The organism is Micromonospora fiedleri, from assembly GCF_016774385.1.
GTDB lineage: Bacteria > Actinomycetota > Actinomycetes > Mycobacteriales > Micromonosporaceae > Micromonospora > Micromonospora gifhornensis.
The window spans coordinates 141,358-158,190 of sequence record NZ_JAETXL010000003.1; the positions used below are offsets into that span (position 1 = coordinate 141,358).

14 protein-coding genes and 2 pseudogenes are annotated in these 16,833 nt (G+C 72.4%); 9 read left to right on the top strand and 7 right to left on the bottom strand.

What is annotated here, in order from left to right; translation table 11 throughout:
• Positions 1-24: 24 nt before the first annotated feature.
• The 4 genes and pseudogenes from JMF97_RS08350 to JMF97_RS08365 form a co-directional block, all read left to right on the top strand.
• Positions 25-1,707: a serine/threonine-protein kinase gene (locus JMF97_RS08350; RefSeq protein ID WP_203221029.1), complete on the top strand. Its 1,683-nt coding sequence runs from the start codon at positions 25-27 to the stop codon at positions 1,705-1,707.
• 48 nt (positions 1,708-1,755) lie between these two features.
• Entirely contained in the window at positions 1,756-2,646 is an 891-nt protein-coding gene (locus tag JMF97_RS08355; protein ID WP_203221030.1) for a hypothetical protein, read from the top strand.
• An 85-nt stretch (positions 2,647-2,731) separates the two neighbouring features.
• Positions 2,732-3,457 (top strand): annotated as a pseudogene (locus JMF97_RS08360) (mechanosensitive ion channel family protein); the annotation flags it as partial.
• Positions 3,458-4,016: 559 nt separating this feature from the next.
• Positions 4,017-5,270 (top strand): annotated as a pseudogene (locus JMF97_RS08365) (MFS transporter); the annotation flags it as partial.
• Between the two features lie 63 nt (positions 5,271-5,333).
• Here JMF97_RS08365 and JMF97_RS08370 read toward each other — a convergent pair.
• From JMF97_RS08370 to JMF97_RS08380, 3 genes are all read right to left on the bottom strand, one after another.
• The gene (locus JMF97_RS08370; protein ID WP_203221443.1) at positions 5,334-5,756 is read right to left on the bottom strand and encodes a YchJ family protein; all 423 of its coding nucleotides are present in this window, start codon (positions 5,754-5,756) and stop codon (positions 5,334-5,336) included.
• A gap of 804 nt (positions 5,757-6,560) precedes the next feature.
• Positions 6,561-7,175 (bottom strand): class F sortase, encoded by a 615-nt coding sequence (locus JMF97_RS08375; RefSeq protein ID WP_203221032.1) that lies wholly within the window; start codon positions 7,173-7,175, stop codon positions 6,561-6,563.
• A gap of 272 nt (positions 7,176-7,447) precedes the next feature.
• On the bottom strand, positions 7,448-7,936 hold the full coding sequence (locus JMF97_RS08380) for a hypothetical protein (RefSeq protein ID WP_203221033.1): 489 nt from the start codon (positions 7,934-7,936) through the stop codon (positions 7,448-7,450).
• A gap of 890 nt (positions 7,937-8,826) precedes the next feature.
• Here JMF97_RS08380 and JMF97_RS08385 point away from each other — a divergent pair.
• From JMF97_RS08385 to rnhA, 3 genes are all read left to right on the top strand, one after another.
• A complete protein-coding gene (locus JMF97_RS08385; RefSeq protein ID WP_203221034.1) occupies positions 8,827-9,411 on the top strand; it encodes a hypothetical protein in 585 nt (194 codons plus the stop codon).
• Between the two features lie 386 nt (positions 9,412-9,797).
• Positions 9,798-11,045, top strand: coding sequence for a lycopene cyclase family protein (locus JMF97_RS08390; RefSeq protein WP_203221035.1), 1,248 nt, complete (start codon positions 9,798-9,800; stop codon positions 11,043-11,045).
• Positions 11,046-11,119: 74 nt separating this feature from the next.
• Complete coding sequence (gene rnhA, locus JMF97_RS08395) at positions 11,120-11,587, top strand: ribonuclease HI (protein WP_203221036.1); 468 nt, start codon at positions 11,120-11,122, stop codon at positions 11,585-11,587.
• Positions 11,588-11,617: 30 nt separating this feature from the next.
• On the opposite strand, the gene JMF97_RS08400 is transcribed toward rnhA, so the two are convergent.
• Together JMF97_RS08400 and JMF97_RS08405 are read right to left on the bottom strand one after the other, a co-directional pair.
• The gene (locus JMF97_RS08400; RefSeq protein ID WP_203221444.1) at positions 11,618-12,502 is read right to left on the bottom strand and encodes a pentapeptide repeat-containing protein; all 885 of its coding nucleotides are present in this window, start codon (positions 12,500-12,502) and stop codon (positions 11,618-11,620) included.
• Positions 12,503-12,644: 142 nt separating this feature from the next.
• Positions 12,645-13,148 (bottom strand): anthrone oxygenase family protein, encoded by a 504-nt coding sequence (locus JMF97_RS08405; RefSeq protein WP_203221037.1) that lies wholly within the window; start codon positions 13,146-13,148, stop codon positions 12,645-12,647.
• Between the two features lie 195 nt (positions 13,149-13,343).
• Here JMF97_RS08405 and JMF97_RS08410 point away from each other — a divergent pair, with 195 nt between their 5' ends.
• Complete coding sequence (locus JMF97_RS08410) at positions 13,344-14,762, top strand: RtcB family protein (RefSeq protein WP_203221038.1); 1,419 nt, start codon at positions 13,344-13,346, stop codon at positions 14,760-14,762.
• An 11-nt stretch (positions 14,763-14,773) separates the two neighbouring features.
• Here the strand turns inward: JMF97_RS08410 and JMF97_RS08415 are convergent, their stop codons facing one another.
• A complete protein-coding gene (locus tag JMF97_RS08415) occupies positions 14,774-15,193 on the bottom strand; it encodes an archease (RefSeq protein WP_203221039.1) in 420 nt (139 codons plus the stop codon).
• 71 nt (positions 15,194-15,264) lie between these two features.
• A complete protein-coding gene (locus tag JMF97_RS08420) occupies positions 15,265-16,152 on the bottom strand; it encodes an LLM class flavin-dependent oxidoreductase (RefSeq protein ID WP_203221040.1) in 888 nt (295 codons plus the stop codon).
• Between the two features lie 95 nt (positions 16,153-16,247).
• Between JMF97_RS08420 and JMF97_RS08425 the strand changes: the two genes are divergently transcribed.
• Positions 16,248-16,823, top strand: coding sequence for a MarR family winged helix-turn-helix transcriptional regulator (locus tag JMF97_RS08425; protein WP_203221041.1), 576 nt, complete (start codon positions 16,248-16,250; stop codon positions 16,821-16,823).
• Positions 16,824-16,833: the final 10 nt, after the last annotated feature.

Here is a 16,833-nt window from a genome sequence, read left to right on the forward strand (position 1 = left end):
GTGCGGAGCACGGGGAGCGGCGACATGATCGGATGGCAGGTTTCCGGTTACACCTCGGTCCGCCGGCTCGGTGCCGGTGCGTCCGGCAGCGTCGACCTCGCCGTCCACGACGCCACCGGCACCCCAGTGGCGATCAAGTACCTGACCGGCCGGCTCCACGACGACCTGTTTCGGGCTGCCTTCCGGACCGAGGCCCAGCTGCTGTCCGGCATCGACGACCCGTACGTCTGTCGCCTCTACGAGTATGTCGAGGCACCTGATGGGGCGGCGATCGTGATGGAACTGGTGAACGGGGTGTCGCTGCGCCAGATGCTGCGTGCCCAGGGGCCGACCACACCGGAGTCTGCGCTCTGCGTACTCAAGGGCTCGCTGGCCGGGCTGGCCGCCGCCCACGCCCGTGGGGTGGTGCACCGCGACTACAAGCCGGAGAACGTGCTGATCTCCGCCGAGGGCGCGAGTAAACTCGCCGACTTCGGTATCGCCATGCCGGTCGGCGCCGACTCCGGCGGCAGCGTCACCGGCACACCCCGTTACATGGCCCCCGAACAGTGGACCGGCGCCCCCGCCAGCCCGGCGTGCGACATCTACGCCGCGACCGCCACCTTCTTCGAGTGCCTCACCGGCCACCCCCCGTACGACGGACGGGACCTGGCCACCCTGCGACAGCAGCACGTTCGCGGGTCGATCCCGACCGACCCGGCCCCGCGCCCGATGCACGGGCTGCTGCGGCACGGCATGGCCAAGCGTCCCGCTGAGCGGCCGCAGCCCGCGCAGGTCTTCCTCGCCGAGCTCGAACAGGCGGCCGTCGGGGCGTACGGAGCGGACTGGGAGGAACGCGGCCTGCGGGAACTTGGCCGGCGGGCCGCGCTGCTGGCCGCCCTCTTCCCGTTCCCGGACGGCAGCGGCGGCACCGTCAGCGTGGCCAGCACCGCGCTCGGCGCGTCCGGCGCACCGCCGGGCGGGGACGGCACCGGCGAGCGGCCGGCACCGCGCCGCACCGGGCGGGCCCGGGCAGCGCTGGTCGGTGGCGGGTTGGTGGCGGCGCTGCTGGTCGGCGGCGCCGGGCTCGGCTACGCGGCGCAGGACGAGCCGCCGGTACCGACCGGTGCGGCGGCCGAGGCGAGGACGGACCTGACCGTCGACCCGGCCGCGACAGCCGGCGCCGTGCTCACACCTGCTCCGACCCTTACGTCCACGCCCGACGTGTCTGGCACCCCCACCCTCACACCTGCGGCCCCGACGACCGGCGGCACCACCGCCGCAGCCGGACCCAGCACCTCGCCGACGCCCAGCGACAGCCCCGCACCGTCCACCGTGGCCCCGACTCCGCCGGCCAGCACCAGCCCCGCGCCACCATCGGACGCCGCGCCCACGATCGGCCGGGTCTCGGTGAGCCCCACCGAACTGGATCCGGTCGGCTGTCCCTACGGACCCACCGCGAGCACCGTCATCGCCATCGTCGATGACGACCACTCGGCCTCGGTCGACCTGCGGGTCCACTTCCGCTACACGATCGGGCAGCAGTCGCACGAGCGGAGCCTGAGCCTGCTGAAAAGCGGCCAGTTCCGGGGTGTGCTGGGCGATCTGCCCCAGCCCAGGTCCACCACCCGGATCCCGGTGACGGTCGTCGCGACGGACGCCGCCGGCAACACCGCCACCAGTCAGACGGTGTACGTCACCCTCTATCCCTTCTGCACGCCGGGCTGACCGGGCGTACCCACCTACCAGGCCGACGACGACGTGGGAGACCCAGCCGTGACCCAGCCCGACGACGTGACCCAGGCGCTACCGACCCAGCAGATGCCGCCGGCCCCGCCCGCGCACCCCCGTACCCCATCGGCATCGACGGAGGAACCGACGGTGTCGCTGCATAGCGGTGAACCGACGGTGTCGTTGGGTGGTGGTGAACCGACGGTGTCGCTGGACCAGACCGTGCGCCAGGTGGCCCCGAACCTCAATGTCACCGACGAAGACCTCACCGTGTCCCTCGGCCCGGCCGGCATGACAACGCACGCCCCGACCGCCACCGGCGCGTACGCCGTGACCCATCCGGGTCAGGCCACGGCGGCCCAGGTCGCATTCGACACGGTAGGCACGACCGGCGCGCAACCTGGGGGCGGTGCGTTCGCGGCTCCGATCACCGGTCCCGGCGGTGAGCTGCGGTTCGGGCCTGGGGTGCCCGCCGGTCCGCCGCCGGCACCCGCATGGCCGAGCCCGGCGCCTGCGCCGCGTCCCCGGTCCGCCTGGCGCCGGCTGGTGTCGGTGCTGTCCACCCTGCTCACCCTCGCCCTGATCGCCGCGGTCGGGCTCTGGATCTGGCAGCGGCTCGACCCGCTGGAGATCGGTGAGGTGAGCGTCGTCGTGCCCCGGCCGGCCGGCGCGCGGTGCGACGTCACGGTGGACGTGGTCGCCACGGTGCACACGAACGGCCGTGCGGGCACCATCGAGTACCAGTGGCTGCGCTCCGGGAGCGCGCCGGGCGCACTGCTGCGCGAGCGTGTCGGTCCGGGGCAGCGGACGGTCGAGTTGACCCTACGGTGGTCGTTCAGCGGAGTTGGCAGCACCACCGAGACGGCCACCGTGAACATCGTTTCGCCGTCATCCGCGCAGGCGGTCACCGAGGTTGCGTACGCCTGTCCGGGCTGAGCCGGACACTACCGACGTTTCTCGCGCAGGTCACCCGGGTAGGTCGGGCCGGACGTATCACCCGCCCCCTGTGGAGGACCATCCGATGCGAGACAACTTCGGTGACGCGGTGGGGGAGACCCTCCGCTCGATACTGCTCTTCCTACCCCGAGCCGTCGCCTTCGTGGCGATCCTGGTGGCCGGTTGGCTGATTGCCAAGGCCGTACTGAAGCTCGCGGACCGGCTGCTCGAACGCGTCGGCTTCGACCGCGCCGTCGAGCGTGGCGGCATCCGCCGGGCGCTTGCCAACTCCCGGTACGACGCCAGCGACATCGTCGCCCGGCTGGCCTACTACGGTGTCCTGCTGCTCACCCTCTACCTCGCCTTCGGCATCTGGGGCCCGAACCCGATCTCCGACCTGATCGCCGGAGTGATCGCCTGGCTGCCCCGCGCCTTCGTCGCGATCGTCATCGTGGTCGTCGCCGCGGCGATCGCCAGCGCGGTGAAGGACATCATCTCGGGGGCGCTCGGCGGCCTGTCGTACGGCCGGCTGCTGGCCACCATCGCCTCGGCGTTCATCCTCGGCCTGGGCATCATCGCCGCCCTCAACCAGATCGGGGTCGCCACCGCCGTGACCACTCCGGTGCTGATCGCCGTGCTCGCCACCGTCGGCGGCATCCTGGTCGTCGGGGTCGGCGGCGGGCTGGTGCGGCCCATGCAGAGTCGCTGGGAGTCCTGGCTGTCCCGCGCCGAGCAGGAGACACGGACCATCACCGAGCACGCTCGCGCCTACTCCGCCACCCGCCGCGACGCCCAGCAGCGCCCGGCCGAACCCGTCGCCCCCGCCGCCGGCATCGCCACCGAGCCGACGACCGCCACCGAGTCGACGAGCTTTGCCGAGCCGACCACCCCCACCGGGCCGGCCAGTCCCGCCGTCGGCGTACCGGCCGAGCCGACCTCCACCGCGCCGGCCGCGACCACCTCCGCCGGGTCCTTCGGTGACCGTCCCGGCTACGACGACCCCGAGGCCACCCAGATCGTCACCGCCCCCGGCACAAACGACGACACGACTGCGCTGCCCCGCCGAGACGACCCGGAGGCCACCCAGGTCACCACGTCGGCGCCCGAGGTGCCGACCCAGCGCACCGCCGACGACAGCGAGTCGACAATCGTCCTGCCCCGGCCGGACGACGAGCCACGCCGCTGAGGCGTACGCGGGACGGGGCCCTTCGCGGCCCCGTCCCGCAGCTGCGGTGGGGCAGCGACACACCGTCCCACCGGCTACCATCGCCGCCATGAACTGGCGACATTGATGCCCTGACCGAGGCCGTGGGCCGCCTGCGGACGCCGCAACTCCGGCGTCCGTCGTCCCGTCCCACCCGGAAGGCCTCATGATCCTCACCATCGCCGAGGGCCGCCGTCTGGCGACCACCCTCTACGCGTACGCGTTCCTCACCGACCTGGTCCTGCTCTATCCGGTGTACGCCCTGCTGTTCGCCGACAGCGGCCTGTCGGTCGGGCAGATCTCCTCGCTGTTCGTGATCTGGTCGGTGGCCGGCATCGCGCTGGACGTGCCCTCCGGCGCGTGGGCCGACGCCACCTCCCGGCGTCTGCTGCTCTGCCTCGCGCCGCTGTGTACCGCTGCCGGGTTCGCGCTGTGGACGTTCGTGCCGTCCTATCCGATGTTCGCGCTCGGGTTCGTGCTCTGGGGCGCCGGTGGCGCGCTCGCTTCCGGGGCGCTCGAAGCGCTGGTCTTCGACGAGCTCGATCACCTCGGTCTCGCCCAGCGCTACGCCCGCACCATCGGCCGGGCCCGCACCGCCGGCACCATCGGCGTACTCGCGTCGATCCTGCTGGCCGGGCCGGTGCTCGGGTACGGCGGTTATCCCGCCGTCGGCCTCGCCAGCGTCGCGGCCTGCCTGCTCGCCGCCGCCGTGGCCACCCGCTTCCCCGAGCACCGGGCCACCGCCGCAGACTCCCTCATCGTCGCTGCCCCGGCTGCCCCGGCTGCCCCGACAGCGCCGGCTGCACTGGCTGCGCCGACGCAGCACCGCGATCCGGCCGACCAGGCCGACGAGCCCGGCTGGTGGCAGGGCCTGCGCGGCGGCCTCGCCGAGGCCCGCCGGGATCGGCGGGTACGCGCCGGGGTGCTGCTGGTCGCGGTGGTGACGGCGACCTGGGGTGCGCTGGAGGAGTACACGCCGCTGCTGGCCCGCGACACCGGCGTCGCCCTGACCACGGTGCCGCTGCTGCTTCTGCTCCTCGCGGTCGGACAGGTGGTCGGCGGCCTGCTCGCCCCGGCCGGTGAGCGGCTACGCGTGCGCGGGTACGCCCTGCTGCTGGCCGGGTCGGCGGCGGCCCTGGCCGGCGGGGCACTGCTGCGGCACCCGGCCGGTTTTGTGCTGCTGGCAGGGGCGTTCTGCGGATTCCAGCTCGCCTCGGTGCTGGCCGACGCGCGATTGCAGGCGCGGATCAGCGGCACCCGGCGGGCCACCGTCACCTCGTTGGCCGGCATGGCCACCGAGCTGATCACCATCGCCGTGTACATCGGGTTCGGTGTCGTCGCCACCGCGAGCGGCAACGGTGTGGCCTTCGCGCTCGCCGCCCTGCCGTACGCGCTGATCGCCCTGCTGATGCTCGGCGGTGGCCGGCCCACGTCCCGTCGATCACGACCGGAGGCGTCGGCGTCGAGCGTGGTGTGCGGGCGGTCAGGGCTTGTCGACGTCCAGGTAGACCCAGCGGCCGTCCTCACGGACGAAACGGCTGCGTTCGGTCATCGAGCCGGCACCGGCACCGTCGCGGTAGTGGGCGCGGAACTGGACGGTGCCGGTGCTGTCGAACAAACCGCCCTGCTCGGTGGCGACGACCTCGAGGCCGGTCCACCGCTGGCCGGGATCGAGGCGCAGCCGCGCCGGCCGGGTGCTGCTGTGCCAGCTGTGCAGCAGATAGTCCGGGTCGCCGACGGCGAAGGCGGCGTACCGGGAACGCATCAGCGCCTCGGCCGTCGGGGCCTGCGCCTCACCTCGATGCAGCCGCCCGCAACAGTCCTCGTACGGCAGCCCCGTCCCGCACGGGCACACTCCCACCGCCACGGCCGGTCGCGGCTGTCGTCTGCTGTCTCGTCTGGCCATGCACGCCATCCTCGCCGCGCCCGCCCCAGCAGGCCGCGCCGGGGGTACGCCGTCGGGCAACGCCCGGATCGTGCCGATCGGTGCGCACCGGAGTCTCGTACGCGCGGGTCCCGAGGGCCGTCGGTCAGCGTGACCTGGTACGCGCGCCGCGCCGACTGCCGAACGACTCCATCGTCGTGGCCTTCTTCGCCGGGGTCGTGCTCGCCGTACGGGACCGGGACGCCGCCGCCTGGGAGGCCGTGCTCTTGCGCGTCGCCGCCTTCTTCGTGGTCGTCTTCTGCGCCGGTGCCGTCGCGCCGGTGGCCTTACCGGCCGGTGCCTTCTTCGCCGTCGCCCTGGTGGCCGTCGACGCCTTCTTCGCTGCCGCGCGCGTGGCTGTCGACGTCTTCTTGGCCGCCGCTCGGGTGGTGCCGGACGTCTTCTTGGCGACCGCCGTTGCCTTCTTGACCGCCGGTGCCGTCTTCGCGGCGTTGCCGGTCTTCGGGGTGGTGGTCTTCTTCGCCGCCGTCGCCTTGGCGGTGGGCCGACGGGTCGGCGTGGCCGTGGCGGAGACCGCCTTCTTGCGGGCGGTGCGTGTGGTCGTCGGCGTCGGCTTCCCGCCCGGGGACTTCGCGGCCGTGGCCCCGGTGGCCCGCTTCGTCGCCGTCGCCACCTTCTTCGCCGCCACCTTGGCCGGCGGTGGAACCTTACGCGCCGTGGTGTGCTTCCTGGCTCGTCCTGCGTCCGCCATTCGTCGCTCCTCGGGATCTGCCGTGGACGCACGGTCTTCCCGACACCGGGCCGGTCAAACGCGGCCGGAGCGCCTCACGCCGTACGGGTCGCGAACACGATCACGTTGTCGACATACTCGCCGCTGTCCTGGTCGAACCGGCCGCCGCAGGTGATCAGGCGCAGCCCGGCGACAGCGCCCGGGCCATACACCAGGTCGGTGGGAAAACCGTCCTTCGGGTACGCCACGACACCGTCGACGGCGAAGCGGACCACTGTCGCGTCGGCCCGGGCGATGTGGACGGTGTCGCCGGGACGCAACCGCCCCAGGTCGAAGAAGACAGCCGGCCCGACCGGAGAATCGACATGGCCCACCAGCACCGCGTTGCCGATCTCACCGGGGCTGACACCGGGGGAGTACCAACCGGCCACGCCAGGTCGGTCCAGCGGGGGCACCTCCAGCGCCCCGGCCGGGTCGGCGGCGACCGGGATCAGTGGCGCGCGTACGCCGATGCGGGATATCCGGACCTCGACGGGGTCGGCGCGCGGCATCGGCGGCAGACTCGGCGCGGTCACCGCCCGGGGCGGCACACCGGCGACGTCGGGCTGCGGCGGCCGGGGCGGCAACCGCGCCACACCGACTCCGACCAGTGCCAGCCCCGCCACCGCCGACAACGTCACCAGAAGGCGACCGAGCCGGTGTCCCCGCATTGTCCCGTACCTCCTGTGATCGGCCTGCCCTGGCGGTACTGCTCATCGCCGCCGGCGGGCCGGTGCTCGCCGTCGCCGAGGCCCACCTGTCGGTTCTCGCCATCGGACCACCCTGGACCGCCCCCGGTCACCGACGGCCGGCCGATGCGTTCGCCGGTGTCCGGCCGGTGGCGTCGCCGGTGCTCGGCCGTGCTTTCGCCGGTGCAGGCAGACGCGGACGGGTGCCCGTGCCGGGCTTGCGGCGCGGGCACCCGTCGTCGGAGTCTGATCGCTCAGAGCGTCGCGGCCTCGGCCGCGTGGCGACGGCGTCGGGCCAGGATGACCGCGCCGCCGAGCGAGGTGACGAGCAGAGTCGCCCCGGCGGCCAGGGTCCCGCCGCCGGTATCGGCCCGACCGCCGGCCTGCGCGCCGCCGATCGGGGTGACCGTGAAGGTCGCGCTACCGTCAGCCGTACCGTCGCCGCAGGTGGCAGCCACGGTGTACGTCCCCAGGGTGAAACCGGCGGTGAACAGCTCGGCACTCAACCCGCCGCCGGCCGCAGCGGTGGTGGACCGGACATTCTGGTCGCGGTCGGGTCCGGTGACGTGGAAGATCGCATCGCCGGAGTTCGGATTGCAGTTGGTTGCGGTGAGCACGACAGTCCCCCCGACCGGGGTGGTCGACGGCGACACGGTGGTGTCGGCCAGCGCGGTGCCCGGCAGCAGCAGCGCCCCGAGAGCGATACCACCCGCCACTGGTACGAGAACATTGGTTGCCTTCATACGCGCTTCCCTCACTTTTCGTCCGCTGACTACGTAGGACGCTGCTCGGGTGGCCAACTCCGCGACTAGCACCGGTGTGCCCAACACTAGGGGGCCTTGCCCCCCGACCCGATGAAAATGAGAAATCCCCGTTAACGTCCCATGTCCTCCGCCTCCGCCTCCGCCTCCGCCTCCGCCTCCGCCCCTGCCCCCGCCCAAGACACACCCCCTCACCGCTCCCGCAGCCCTTCGCGCGTCCGCGCCTGCCCGGCGCCCCGTCCGCAGGCCCGGACCCCGCTGGCTCTCTGGCCTCACGCTCCCGTCCCGCCCCGTTTGGCCCTTCTCGCCCTGCGGTCTCGCGCCGTTCGGCGCTGGCCATCCCGCTGGCCTCGTGCGCCTGCCACGCCCTGATCACCCGTTATGTCCGACCCAATCGCGCGATCCGCAGACCTTCGGCGCGTTGATCGACACCGTTTCGGCGAAGTGGCGGTCTCCCGCCGAGCCGGACCCCGCCATTTCGGCGAAACGGTGCGAGCCCCTCCGCCGTGCCTCCGCCGTCCGTCCTCTGCGGCCGCCGGAAGATGGGGGCGGTGCGTGGTATGTCCGGTCTGGGTGAGGGCATCCGGGGAATGGTGGCGGCCGGCGGGTCGTTGGACATACCTGACCGGCCGATGAAGGCACCCGGAGCAGGTCAGATGGCTTCGTGGATGGCCCGGCCCGCGGGAATGATTGCGGGTAGCCGGTCGTTGTATATGGTCCCGGCGCCGCGAGGGTTCCCCCGCCCCGCGATGTGCGCGAAGGCCCCCGCCCCGTGAGTGTGCCGGTGAACCTTCCCCCCGTTTGAGCGCCTGACGGCGTTTGCATGCACCCGTCCCCCGTGGTGTGTGTCTACCCCCGAATGGAGCTTCGTGATGCCTTCGATCTTCCGTAAGAGCATGCTCGGTGTTGCTGGTCTGGCCTTTGCTGGTGGCGTGTTCGCCGGCCCGGTGGCCGCTTACGCTGACACTCCGGTGAAGACCACCCCCGTGGCCGCCGTGCAGGCGGAGAAGCCGGATGCGGGCAGGTTGATTCCGCATGGTGTGCAGGGCAGTCAGTCGCGTATCGATCTGAATGATGAGCAGGTGGCGAACACGAAGGCGATCATCGCCGCGACGAAGAAGGCCGGCATGGACGAGCGTGCCGCGGTGGTGTCGATCGCGACCGCGTTGCAGGAGTCGAAGTTGGAGAACCTTGGCCACCTGGGTGACCGTAACGACCATGACTCGCAGGGTCTGTTCCAGCAGCGTCCGTCCAGTGGTTGGGGCACGGTGGAGCAGATCACCGACCCCGAGTACTCGACCACCGCGTTCCTGAAGGGCCTCAAGCAGGTTGATGGTTGGAAGGACATGCCGTTGACCAAGGCGGCGCAGACGGTGCAGGTGTCGGCGTACCCGGATCACTACGCCCAGTGGGAGCAGCAGGCCGCTGACCTGGTCGCCAAGTACTGGAACAGCTGACCCCAAAGACATTCCTCCGCAGGGGGAGCAAGAACCGTTTGGCCGGCACCCGCAACCAGGGTGCCGGCCAAACGGCGTCCACACTTCCATCCGCAAGCCCAACACCGACAAGCCCGACGACACTGACGAGCACCGTCATCAAGCAAGGGGCGGCGGCTCTCTCCGCCACCGTCCCCACCAAGGCGTTTGTACGGCCGACGGGATGGACGAAGGCCGACCGGGTCGGGATGGGGCGACCGTGCCCGGCGTAGGGATCAAGCCTGACCGCCCGAAGCCGGGCACGGTCGCCCCAGCCCTCACCGCAACCAGGCACGACCGCAACCGTCCAGGACCGAAGACGATCACCCCAGCCAACAAGGGCCCCTTCCTGCAGCACGCCTCGCTGGGTGTGGCAGCGTGGCCGGGTGGGTTCTGTGCCGTTGGAGGTCGACCTCGCCCTGCTCGGTGGAGGCGGGGCGGCCTCGCTGGTGCTGGCCGCCCTGGCCCGGCACCACGTGCGCGACCTACGTATCGCCGTCGTGGATCCGGTGCAGAGGCGCGGTCAGGACCGGACCTGGGCATTCTGGGACCGGCCCGGCAACGACCTGGACGAGTTGCTCAGCGCGAGCTGGTCGCGGGTCGAGGTGGTCACCGCCGAGAGGCAGCGCGTCCTCGACGTCGCTCCGCTGCGGTACGCGATGCTGCGCTCGTCACCGATCTACGACCGGGCGGCCGAGGCGGAGCGACTGCTGGGCGTGACCCGCGTGGTCGCCAGTGCCGACACGGTGACCGATGATGGCGACGGGGTGCTGGTGGGCGGCTCCGATGGGCCGGTGTTACGGGCCGGCTGGGTGCTGGACTCCCGACCCCGACCACCGGAGCGGCCCGGGCGGACGAACTGGTTGCAGCATTTCCGCGGGTGGTGGCTGGCGGCGGACCGTCCGTTGTTCGATCCGACGCGTGCCGTGTTGATGGATTTTCGTACGCCGCAGCCGACCCGTGGGGTGTCCTTCGGGTACGTGTTGCCGGTCAGCAGCCGGTACGCGCTTGTCGAGTACACCGAGTTCTCACCGCACCTGCTCACCGGGGCGGCGTACGACAGTGCTCTCGGCGGCTACTGCGACCTGCTCGGTCTGGATCCGGCCCGGTTCACGGTGGGCGAGGTGGAGAACGGGGTCATCCCGATGACCGACGGGCCGTTCGTCGCCCGACCGTCGCCTCGGGTGGTGCGCCTGGGCACCGCCGGCGGTGCGACCCGACCGTCCACCGGGTTCACCTTCGCGGCCATGTACCGGCAGGCCGAGCAGGTGGCCCGGGCACTGGCCGCCGGGCGGCCACCGGTACCGGGTCCGGCGTACCCCCCTCGGCATCGCTGGATGGACGCGGTCGCGCTCCGGGCCCTGGACCGTGACCTGGTCGACGGCCCCGCGTTCTTCGCCCGGTTGTTCGACCGTAATCCGGCGTCGCGGGTGCTGCGGTTCCTCGACGGTGCCACGAGTGTGGCGGAGGACCTGGCGGTGATGAACTCGACCCGGCTGCCGTCGATGGCCGCCGCGGCGGTGGGTGATGCCGCCGGTCGACTTCGGGACCGGGTCGTACCGTCGCGGCGGCCGGCCTGGCGGGTGCCGCCGCCGGTTGTCGGTTCGGATCCCTGAGCGGACGAGGAAGAGCTGCAACCCCGCGTGGCCGGTCGTCGGTCGGTGCACGTGGCTTCGGTAGGTTTGGTGGCATGGTGGACGAGGCGGCCGGTCGGGTCGTGCAGATCTGGACCGACGGCGCGTGCAGTGGAAACCCCGGCCCGGGTGGCTGGGGCGCGGTGTTGCGCTACGGCGCCCACGAGCGGGAGATCTGCGGTGGGGAGGCCACCCCGACCACCAACAACCGGATGGAGCTGACCGCCGCCATCAAGGCCCTGGAGAGCCTGACCCGGCCGGTCACGGTCGAGTTGCACACCGACAGCACGTACGTGCGCAACGGCATCACCAGTTGGTTGGCGTCCTGGAAACGTAACGGCTGGTTGACCGCGGCCCGGCAGCCGGTGAAGAACGCCGACCTGTGGCAGCAGTTGGAGGCGGCCTGCGCCCGGCACCAGGTCACCTGGCTGTGGGTCAAGGGCCACAACGGACATCCGGAGAACGAGCGGGCCGACGCCCTGGCCAACCAGGGCATGACCGAGGCGCGATCCGCCACCGTGTGACGGGCCACCCTCGTGGCCAGGACCGACGGGTCAGCGTCGTCGGGTGCGGCGGGGGGTCAGCGGCAGGGCCGACCAGTGGGCGGGCCGACCGAGCCGGACCGGTAGGCGGGTCTGCCGGTCACCACGGGCCGCGTCGACCTGCGCCTGGTGCAGGAACAGGGCGTCGGACAGATCCGCGCCCCGCAGGTCCGCCCCGCGCAGGTCGGCACCGGTCAGGTCGGCGCGGGTCAGGTCGACGCCCCGCAGGTCCGCCCCGATGAGGGTCGCGCCGCGCAGGTTCGCCCGGCGCAGGTCGACCCGGCGCAGGTCCCGGCCGACGAGCACGGCACCCCGGTGGTCGGCACCGGCGCCGCCGCCGCGGGTGCGGGCCAGTTCGGCGGTACGCGACAACAGCACGTTGAGCTTCGCGCGGTGCCCGTCGACGTCGAGGGTGAGCAGGTCCTGCGGGCTGCCCGAGGCCAACGTGTCGGTCTCGGCCAGCGCGGCGGACACCTGCGCGGCCAGGTCGGCCGGTGGCCGCAACCGCAGTGCCTCGGTCAGGTACCAGAGCAGTTCGTGCAGCGAACGCATCACCGCGAAGACGTCGAACATCTGACCGGCGTGCTCCGGTGCGTTACGCCAGTCCCGACCGCCGAAGGTCTGCTGGGCCACCCGCTGGCCCGCGCCGAAGCAGTCGAAGACGGTACACCCGGCGAAGCCGCGCTCGCGTAGCTCGGGGTGGATGCCGCAGCCGAAGTCGGTACGCAGGTTGCGGCACGGCTGTCCGGCGGGCTTGTCGTGCGCGAAGTCGGCGGACGCGGCGAACGCGGGGGCGACGCAGCAGAGGCCGAAGCAGCGGGCGCAGTCGGCGCGCAGCCCACCCTCCACCGCCCCGACGCCGGGGACCGCCCGCCCTGCGCCGGTGCGGCCGGTCATGCCTGCGGTCGGGTCCGCCGTGGCTGCTCCGGTCATCTCCGACACGTTGCCCGCCCCTTCTCGCTGATCCACTGCCGGTACTCATTGTTCCCGCCGGGCCGGCCCGGCCGCCCACGGGTCGAGGCGCGGGCACCGGCGTCGATCAGGGGACCTGTCGCTGGTCGGTACGGGCCCGGCGGAGGAGCGCGGTGAAGGACAGGGCGGCGGTCACCGCCCCACCGGCGAGTCGTACCCAGTGCCCGGCGACGAACTCGTCGGCGACCTGGCGCAGGTACTCCGGTGAGTGAGTGCCGGCCGGATCGACGAACATGATCTCGTTGCGGGGCCAGAAGAAGACCACCGAGAACAGGAACTCGCAGGCGACGAAGACCACTGTCGCGGCGACGATCCACCAGCGCAGATCGCGCTGACGCCAGCTGAGCACCGTCGCGGCGACGCTCAGCAGCACCACCGAGGCGCCCAGCGGGGGGAAGTAGTCGCTGGGGCCACTGACGGCGAGGAACTCGCGGGCCCGCTCCAGCGAGGCCGGCGGGTCGTGGAAGACGTTCGGGTAGAGCATGACCGTCTCGGCGGCCACTCCACCGAACGACATCATGGCCGCCCAGGTCAGGCCGACGAGGGCGATCCAGGTGAGTTTGCCGCGCATCGCAATCCTTCCATCGGTGCCCCGGGCGGGCACGTTCGATCTGGTGCGCGGCCAACGGTAGGTGCGCCGACGGTGCTTGCCTGCCGTCCGTGGACCCGGTTCCGGGTCGCCTTTCGACGTACGACGGTGTCGCTCCGGCACGTCGCTGGGCGTACCCGTAGGTGTAGGCAGCAGGAGCGTGGGTAGCCGCCGCGGATGGAGCTGGTCGAGGAGTCGCCGTACCGTTTCCGGATCGACCGGCGTGATCCGATGCGGGTCCCGGGGGTGATCTTCGCGTCCCGCGCGTTGCTGCCCGATCCGGTGGCCGACCGGTCGTTGGAGCAGGTGGCCAACGTCGCCACCCTGCCCGGCATCGTCGGCGCCTCGTACGCCATGCCGGACCTGCACTGGGGTTACGGCTTCCCGATCGGCGGGGTGGCCGCCACCGACGTCGCGGCCGGCGGGGTGGTCTCGCCCGGCGGGGTCGGTTTCGACATCTCCTGCGGGGTTCGGCTGCTCGCCGCCGACCTGGACCGCGACGAGCTGCGGCCTCGGCTGGAGGCGGTGATGGACGCGCTCAGTGCGGCCACCCCACGCGGGATGGGCAGCGGCGCGCTGTGGCAGCTCACCAGCCGCGACGAGTTGGACGCGGTGCTGCGCGGCGGCTCCCGGTACGCGGTGCAGCGCGGCTTCGGGGTCGAGCGGGACCTGCTGCGCTGTGAGGACTACGGCGCGGTGCACGACGCGGACCCGGCACAGGTCAGCGAGCGGGCGATCGAGCGCGGCGCGCACCAGGTCGGCAGCCTCGGCTCCGGCAACCACTTCCTGGAGGTCCAGGCCGTCGAGCAGGTGTACGACGCGCCGGTGGCCGAGGCGTTCGGGCTGCGCCCCGACCAGGTCTGCGTGATGATCCACTGCGGTTCGCGGGGGCTCGGCCACCAGATCTGCACCGATCACGTACGGGCCATGGAACAGGTGATGGGCAGCCACGGCATCCAGGTGCCGGACCGGCAGCTGGCCTGTGCTCCGGTCGCCTCGGCGGCCGGTCGGGCGTATCTGGGTGCGATGGCCGCCGCGGCGAACTACGCGCGAGCCAACCGGCAACTGCTCGCCCACGCGGCTGGCCGGATCTTCGAGCGGGAGACGGGTCGGCGGCTCGACCTGGTCTACGACGTCTCGCACAACCTCGCCAAGATCGAGGAGCAGGTGGTCGACGGTGCGGTGCGGCGGTTGTGCGTCCACCGCAAGGGCGCCACCCGGGCCCTGCCGCCGGGCCACACCGACCTGCCCGAGGAGCTGCGGGACGTCGGCCAACCGGTGCTCATCCCCGGCTCGATGGGCACCGGCTCGTACGTGCTGACCGGGGTGGCGGACTCGCCCGCGTTCACCTCCACCTGCCACGGCGCCGGGCGGGTGCGCAGCCGCAAGCAGGCGGTCGCGGCAGGAGCGGGCGGGGATCCGCGCGCCGAACTGGCGGCCCGGGACATCGTGGTACAAGGGGCGTCACGGCGCGGCCTGGCCGAGGAGATGCCGGCGGCGTACAAGGACGTCTCGGCTGTCGTCGAGGCGGCCGAGGGTGCCGGGTTGTGCCGCAAGGTGGCCCGGCTGGTGCCGTTGGGCGTGGTCAAGGGCTGAGTCGCCGCCGTTCACACGTCCAAGGTCACCGCACCGGACCAGCCCGCGTCGTCGCCGCCGAAGCGCAGCTCGTGCAGGGAGACCGCCTTCGGCACCGCGCCGGTCAGCTCCACCTCGCCGGTCGCGGTGACGCCCCAGCGCACCCGCAGGCCACCCGCGTCGTCGGTGACCTCGGTGACCAGCGGCAGTTCGTCCGCCGTCTCCATCCGGTAGATCACCTCGTCGAGGACGGCGACCAGCAGGTCCTCGTCGGCGGCCGGTGGCGGGCGGAACTCCCGTTCGGCGTGGAGTCGGGCACCGGCGAGGTCGGCGAACGACTCGACCATCGCGGTGACCGCCTCGGCCAGACAGCCGGCCCGGTCCGGCGCCCACGCCTCGATGCGGACGTCGGCGGTGTGCGGCACCAACCGATGCCCGCGTGCTTGCCCCATGCCCGAATGATGCCGCCCGGCGGGTGGACACGATGCTCGCTCTCACCGACGGGTCGGACCGCCGCAGACGATCACCGTTCGGCGGCGACCAGCTCCCGGGTGGCCGGCGCCACCTCGGCGGCGAACCGCCGCAGGTCGTCGGGGTCGTCGCTGGCCAGGATGAAGGCGCTGACGCCCTCGGTCAGGGCGAGGTCGGCCAACTCCTCGGCCCACTGCTCGGCCGGGCCCTGCAACGGCCCGCTGCCGGTCGCGGCGAACCGTCCGCTGATGTTGAGCAGCCGGCGTACGTCGGTGGGGGAGCGGCCGGCGGCGGTGGCGGCCTCGTCGATGACGGCGTTGCCCTTGGCCAGGTCACCGGGCTGCAGGTAGGGCAGCGACGGCAGCCAGCCGTCGGCCAGGCGCCCGGTCAGCGCCTGCATCCGTGGCTTGTACGCCCCGATCCAGACCGGTACGTCGTGGGCGGGGGCCGGACCGCGTTTGGCCCCGATCACCCGGTGGAACTCGCCGTCGACCCGCACGCCGCCCCGTGCGCCGGCGTCCCAGACCTGGCGGATGATCTCGATCGCCTCCTCCAGCGCCCGTACCGCCTGCCCGGGGGAGAGGCGTCGCCCGCCCATGGACTCGATGGCGTCCCAGAACCCTCCGGCGCCCAGACCGAGTTCCGTGCGGCCGTCGCTGAGCAGGTCCAGGCTGGCGATGCTGCGGGCCAGCACCGCGGGTGGACGCAGCGGCAGGTTCGTCACATTCGCGGCCAGGCGTACCCGGCTGGTCCGGGCGGCGACGAAGCTCATCAGCGTCCAGGTGTCCAGGTACGCGGGCTGGTAGGGATGATCCTGGAAGGTGACCAGGTCGAGCCCGACCTGCTCGGAGAGCATGGCGAGCCGGACCGGCTGCGTCGCGTCGGCGCTGCCGGGGGTCAGGAACGATCCGAAGATCAGGTCGTGTCCGTAGTCGCTCATCGCGGTCGTCCTTCCTGAGAGCGGAGAACGCCAATGCTATGCCGGTCAGAACATGTGTGCTCAATAAAGTCTGTGATTTGGGCTAACCTTGGGACATGAGCGGTCCCCACGGCGACGACATCCACACCGACCCGATCACCGACGACTTCGGGTGGATGCTCGGTGTCCTCTTCCGGGCCCACCTGCGCGGTGCCGAGCACACCGTCGGTGACCTGCCCGGCGGGCCACGCGGCTACCAGGTGCTCGTCGCCGCCGACCGGGACCCGGCGCGTAACCAGGGCGCGATCGCCGAGGAGTTGGGCATCGACCGGACCGTGCTGACGTACCTGATCGACGACCTGGAGCGCGACGGGCTGCTGTCGCGTCGTCCCGACCCGGCCGACCGGCGCAGCCGGCTGGTCGTCGTCACCGACGCCGGTCGGGCGGCGGCCCGGCAGCGGCGGGAGGCGTTGCGGGACGTCGAGACACGCCTGATGGCGGCGTTGACCGACGAGGAGGCGGCCACCCTGCGGGCCCTGCTGCGCCGGGCGGCGTGCGCGGCGCAGGCGGCCGATCCGTTGACCGACCTGTGTGCGGTGGCCGAGGTGGTGGCGGATCCGCCACCGTCACGCCGCCGCCCGGCGGCCCGCGCCACGCGCAGCGGGACCACCCGCCGCAGCGCCGAGCCGTAGCCTGCATCGG

Excerpts from the sequence above, each read along its gene's own strand:
- JMF97_RS08350 (WP_203221029.1), top strand. The coding sequence starts at position 25 with ATGATCGGATGGCAGGTTTCCGGTTACACCTCGGTCCGCCGGCTCGGT.
- JMF97_RS08370 (WP_203221443.1), bottom strand. The coding sequence starts at position 5,756 with ATGGCCAGACGAGACAGCAGACGACAGCCGCGACCGGCCGTGGCGGTG.
- JMF97_RS08375 (WP_203221032.1), bottom strand. The coding sequence starts at position 7,175 with ATGCGGGGACACCGGCTCGGTCGCCTTCTGGTGACGTTGTCGGCGGTG.
- JMF97_RS08380 (WP_203221033.1), bottom strand. The coding sequence starts at position 7,936 with ATGAAGGCAACCAATGTTCTCGTACCAGTGGCGGGTGGTATCGCTCTC.
- JMF97_RS08385 (WP_203221034.1), top strand. The coding sequence starts at position 8,827 with ATGCCTTCGATCTTCCGTAAGAGCATGCTCGGTGTTGCTGGTCTGGCC.
- rnhA (WP_203221036.1), top strand. The coding sequence starts at position 11,120 with ATGGTGGACGAGGCGGCCGGTCGGGTCGTGCAGATCTGGACCGACGGC.
- JMF97_RS08400 (WP_203221444.1), bottom strand. The coding sequence starts at position 12,502 with ATGACCGGCCGCACCGGCGCAGGGCGGGCGGTCCCCGGCGTCGGGGCG.
- JMF97_RS08405 (WP_203221037.1), bottom strand. The coding sequence starts at position 13,148 with ATGCGCGGCAAACTCACCTGGATCGCCCTCGTCGGCCTGACCTGGGCG.
- JMF97_RS08410 (WP_203221038.1), top strand. The coding sequence starts at position 13,344 with ATGGAGCTGGTCGAGGAGTCGCCGTACCGTTTCCGGATCGACCGGCGT.
- JMF97_RS08415 (WP_203221039.1), bottom strand. The coding sequence starts at position 15,193 with ATGGGGCAAGCACGCGGGCATCGGTTGGTGCCGCACACCGCCGACGTC.
- JMF97_RS08420 (WP_203221040.1), bottom strand. The coding sequence starts at position 16,152 with ATGAGCGACTACGGACACGACCTGATCTTCGGATCGTTCCTGACCCCC.
- JMF97_RS08425 (WP_203221041.1), top strand. The coding sequence starts at position 16,248 with ATGAGCGGTCCCCACGGCGACGACATCCACACCGACCCGATCACCGAC.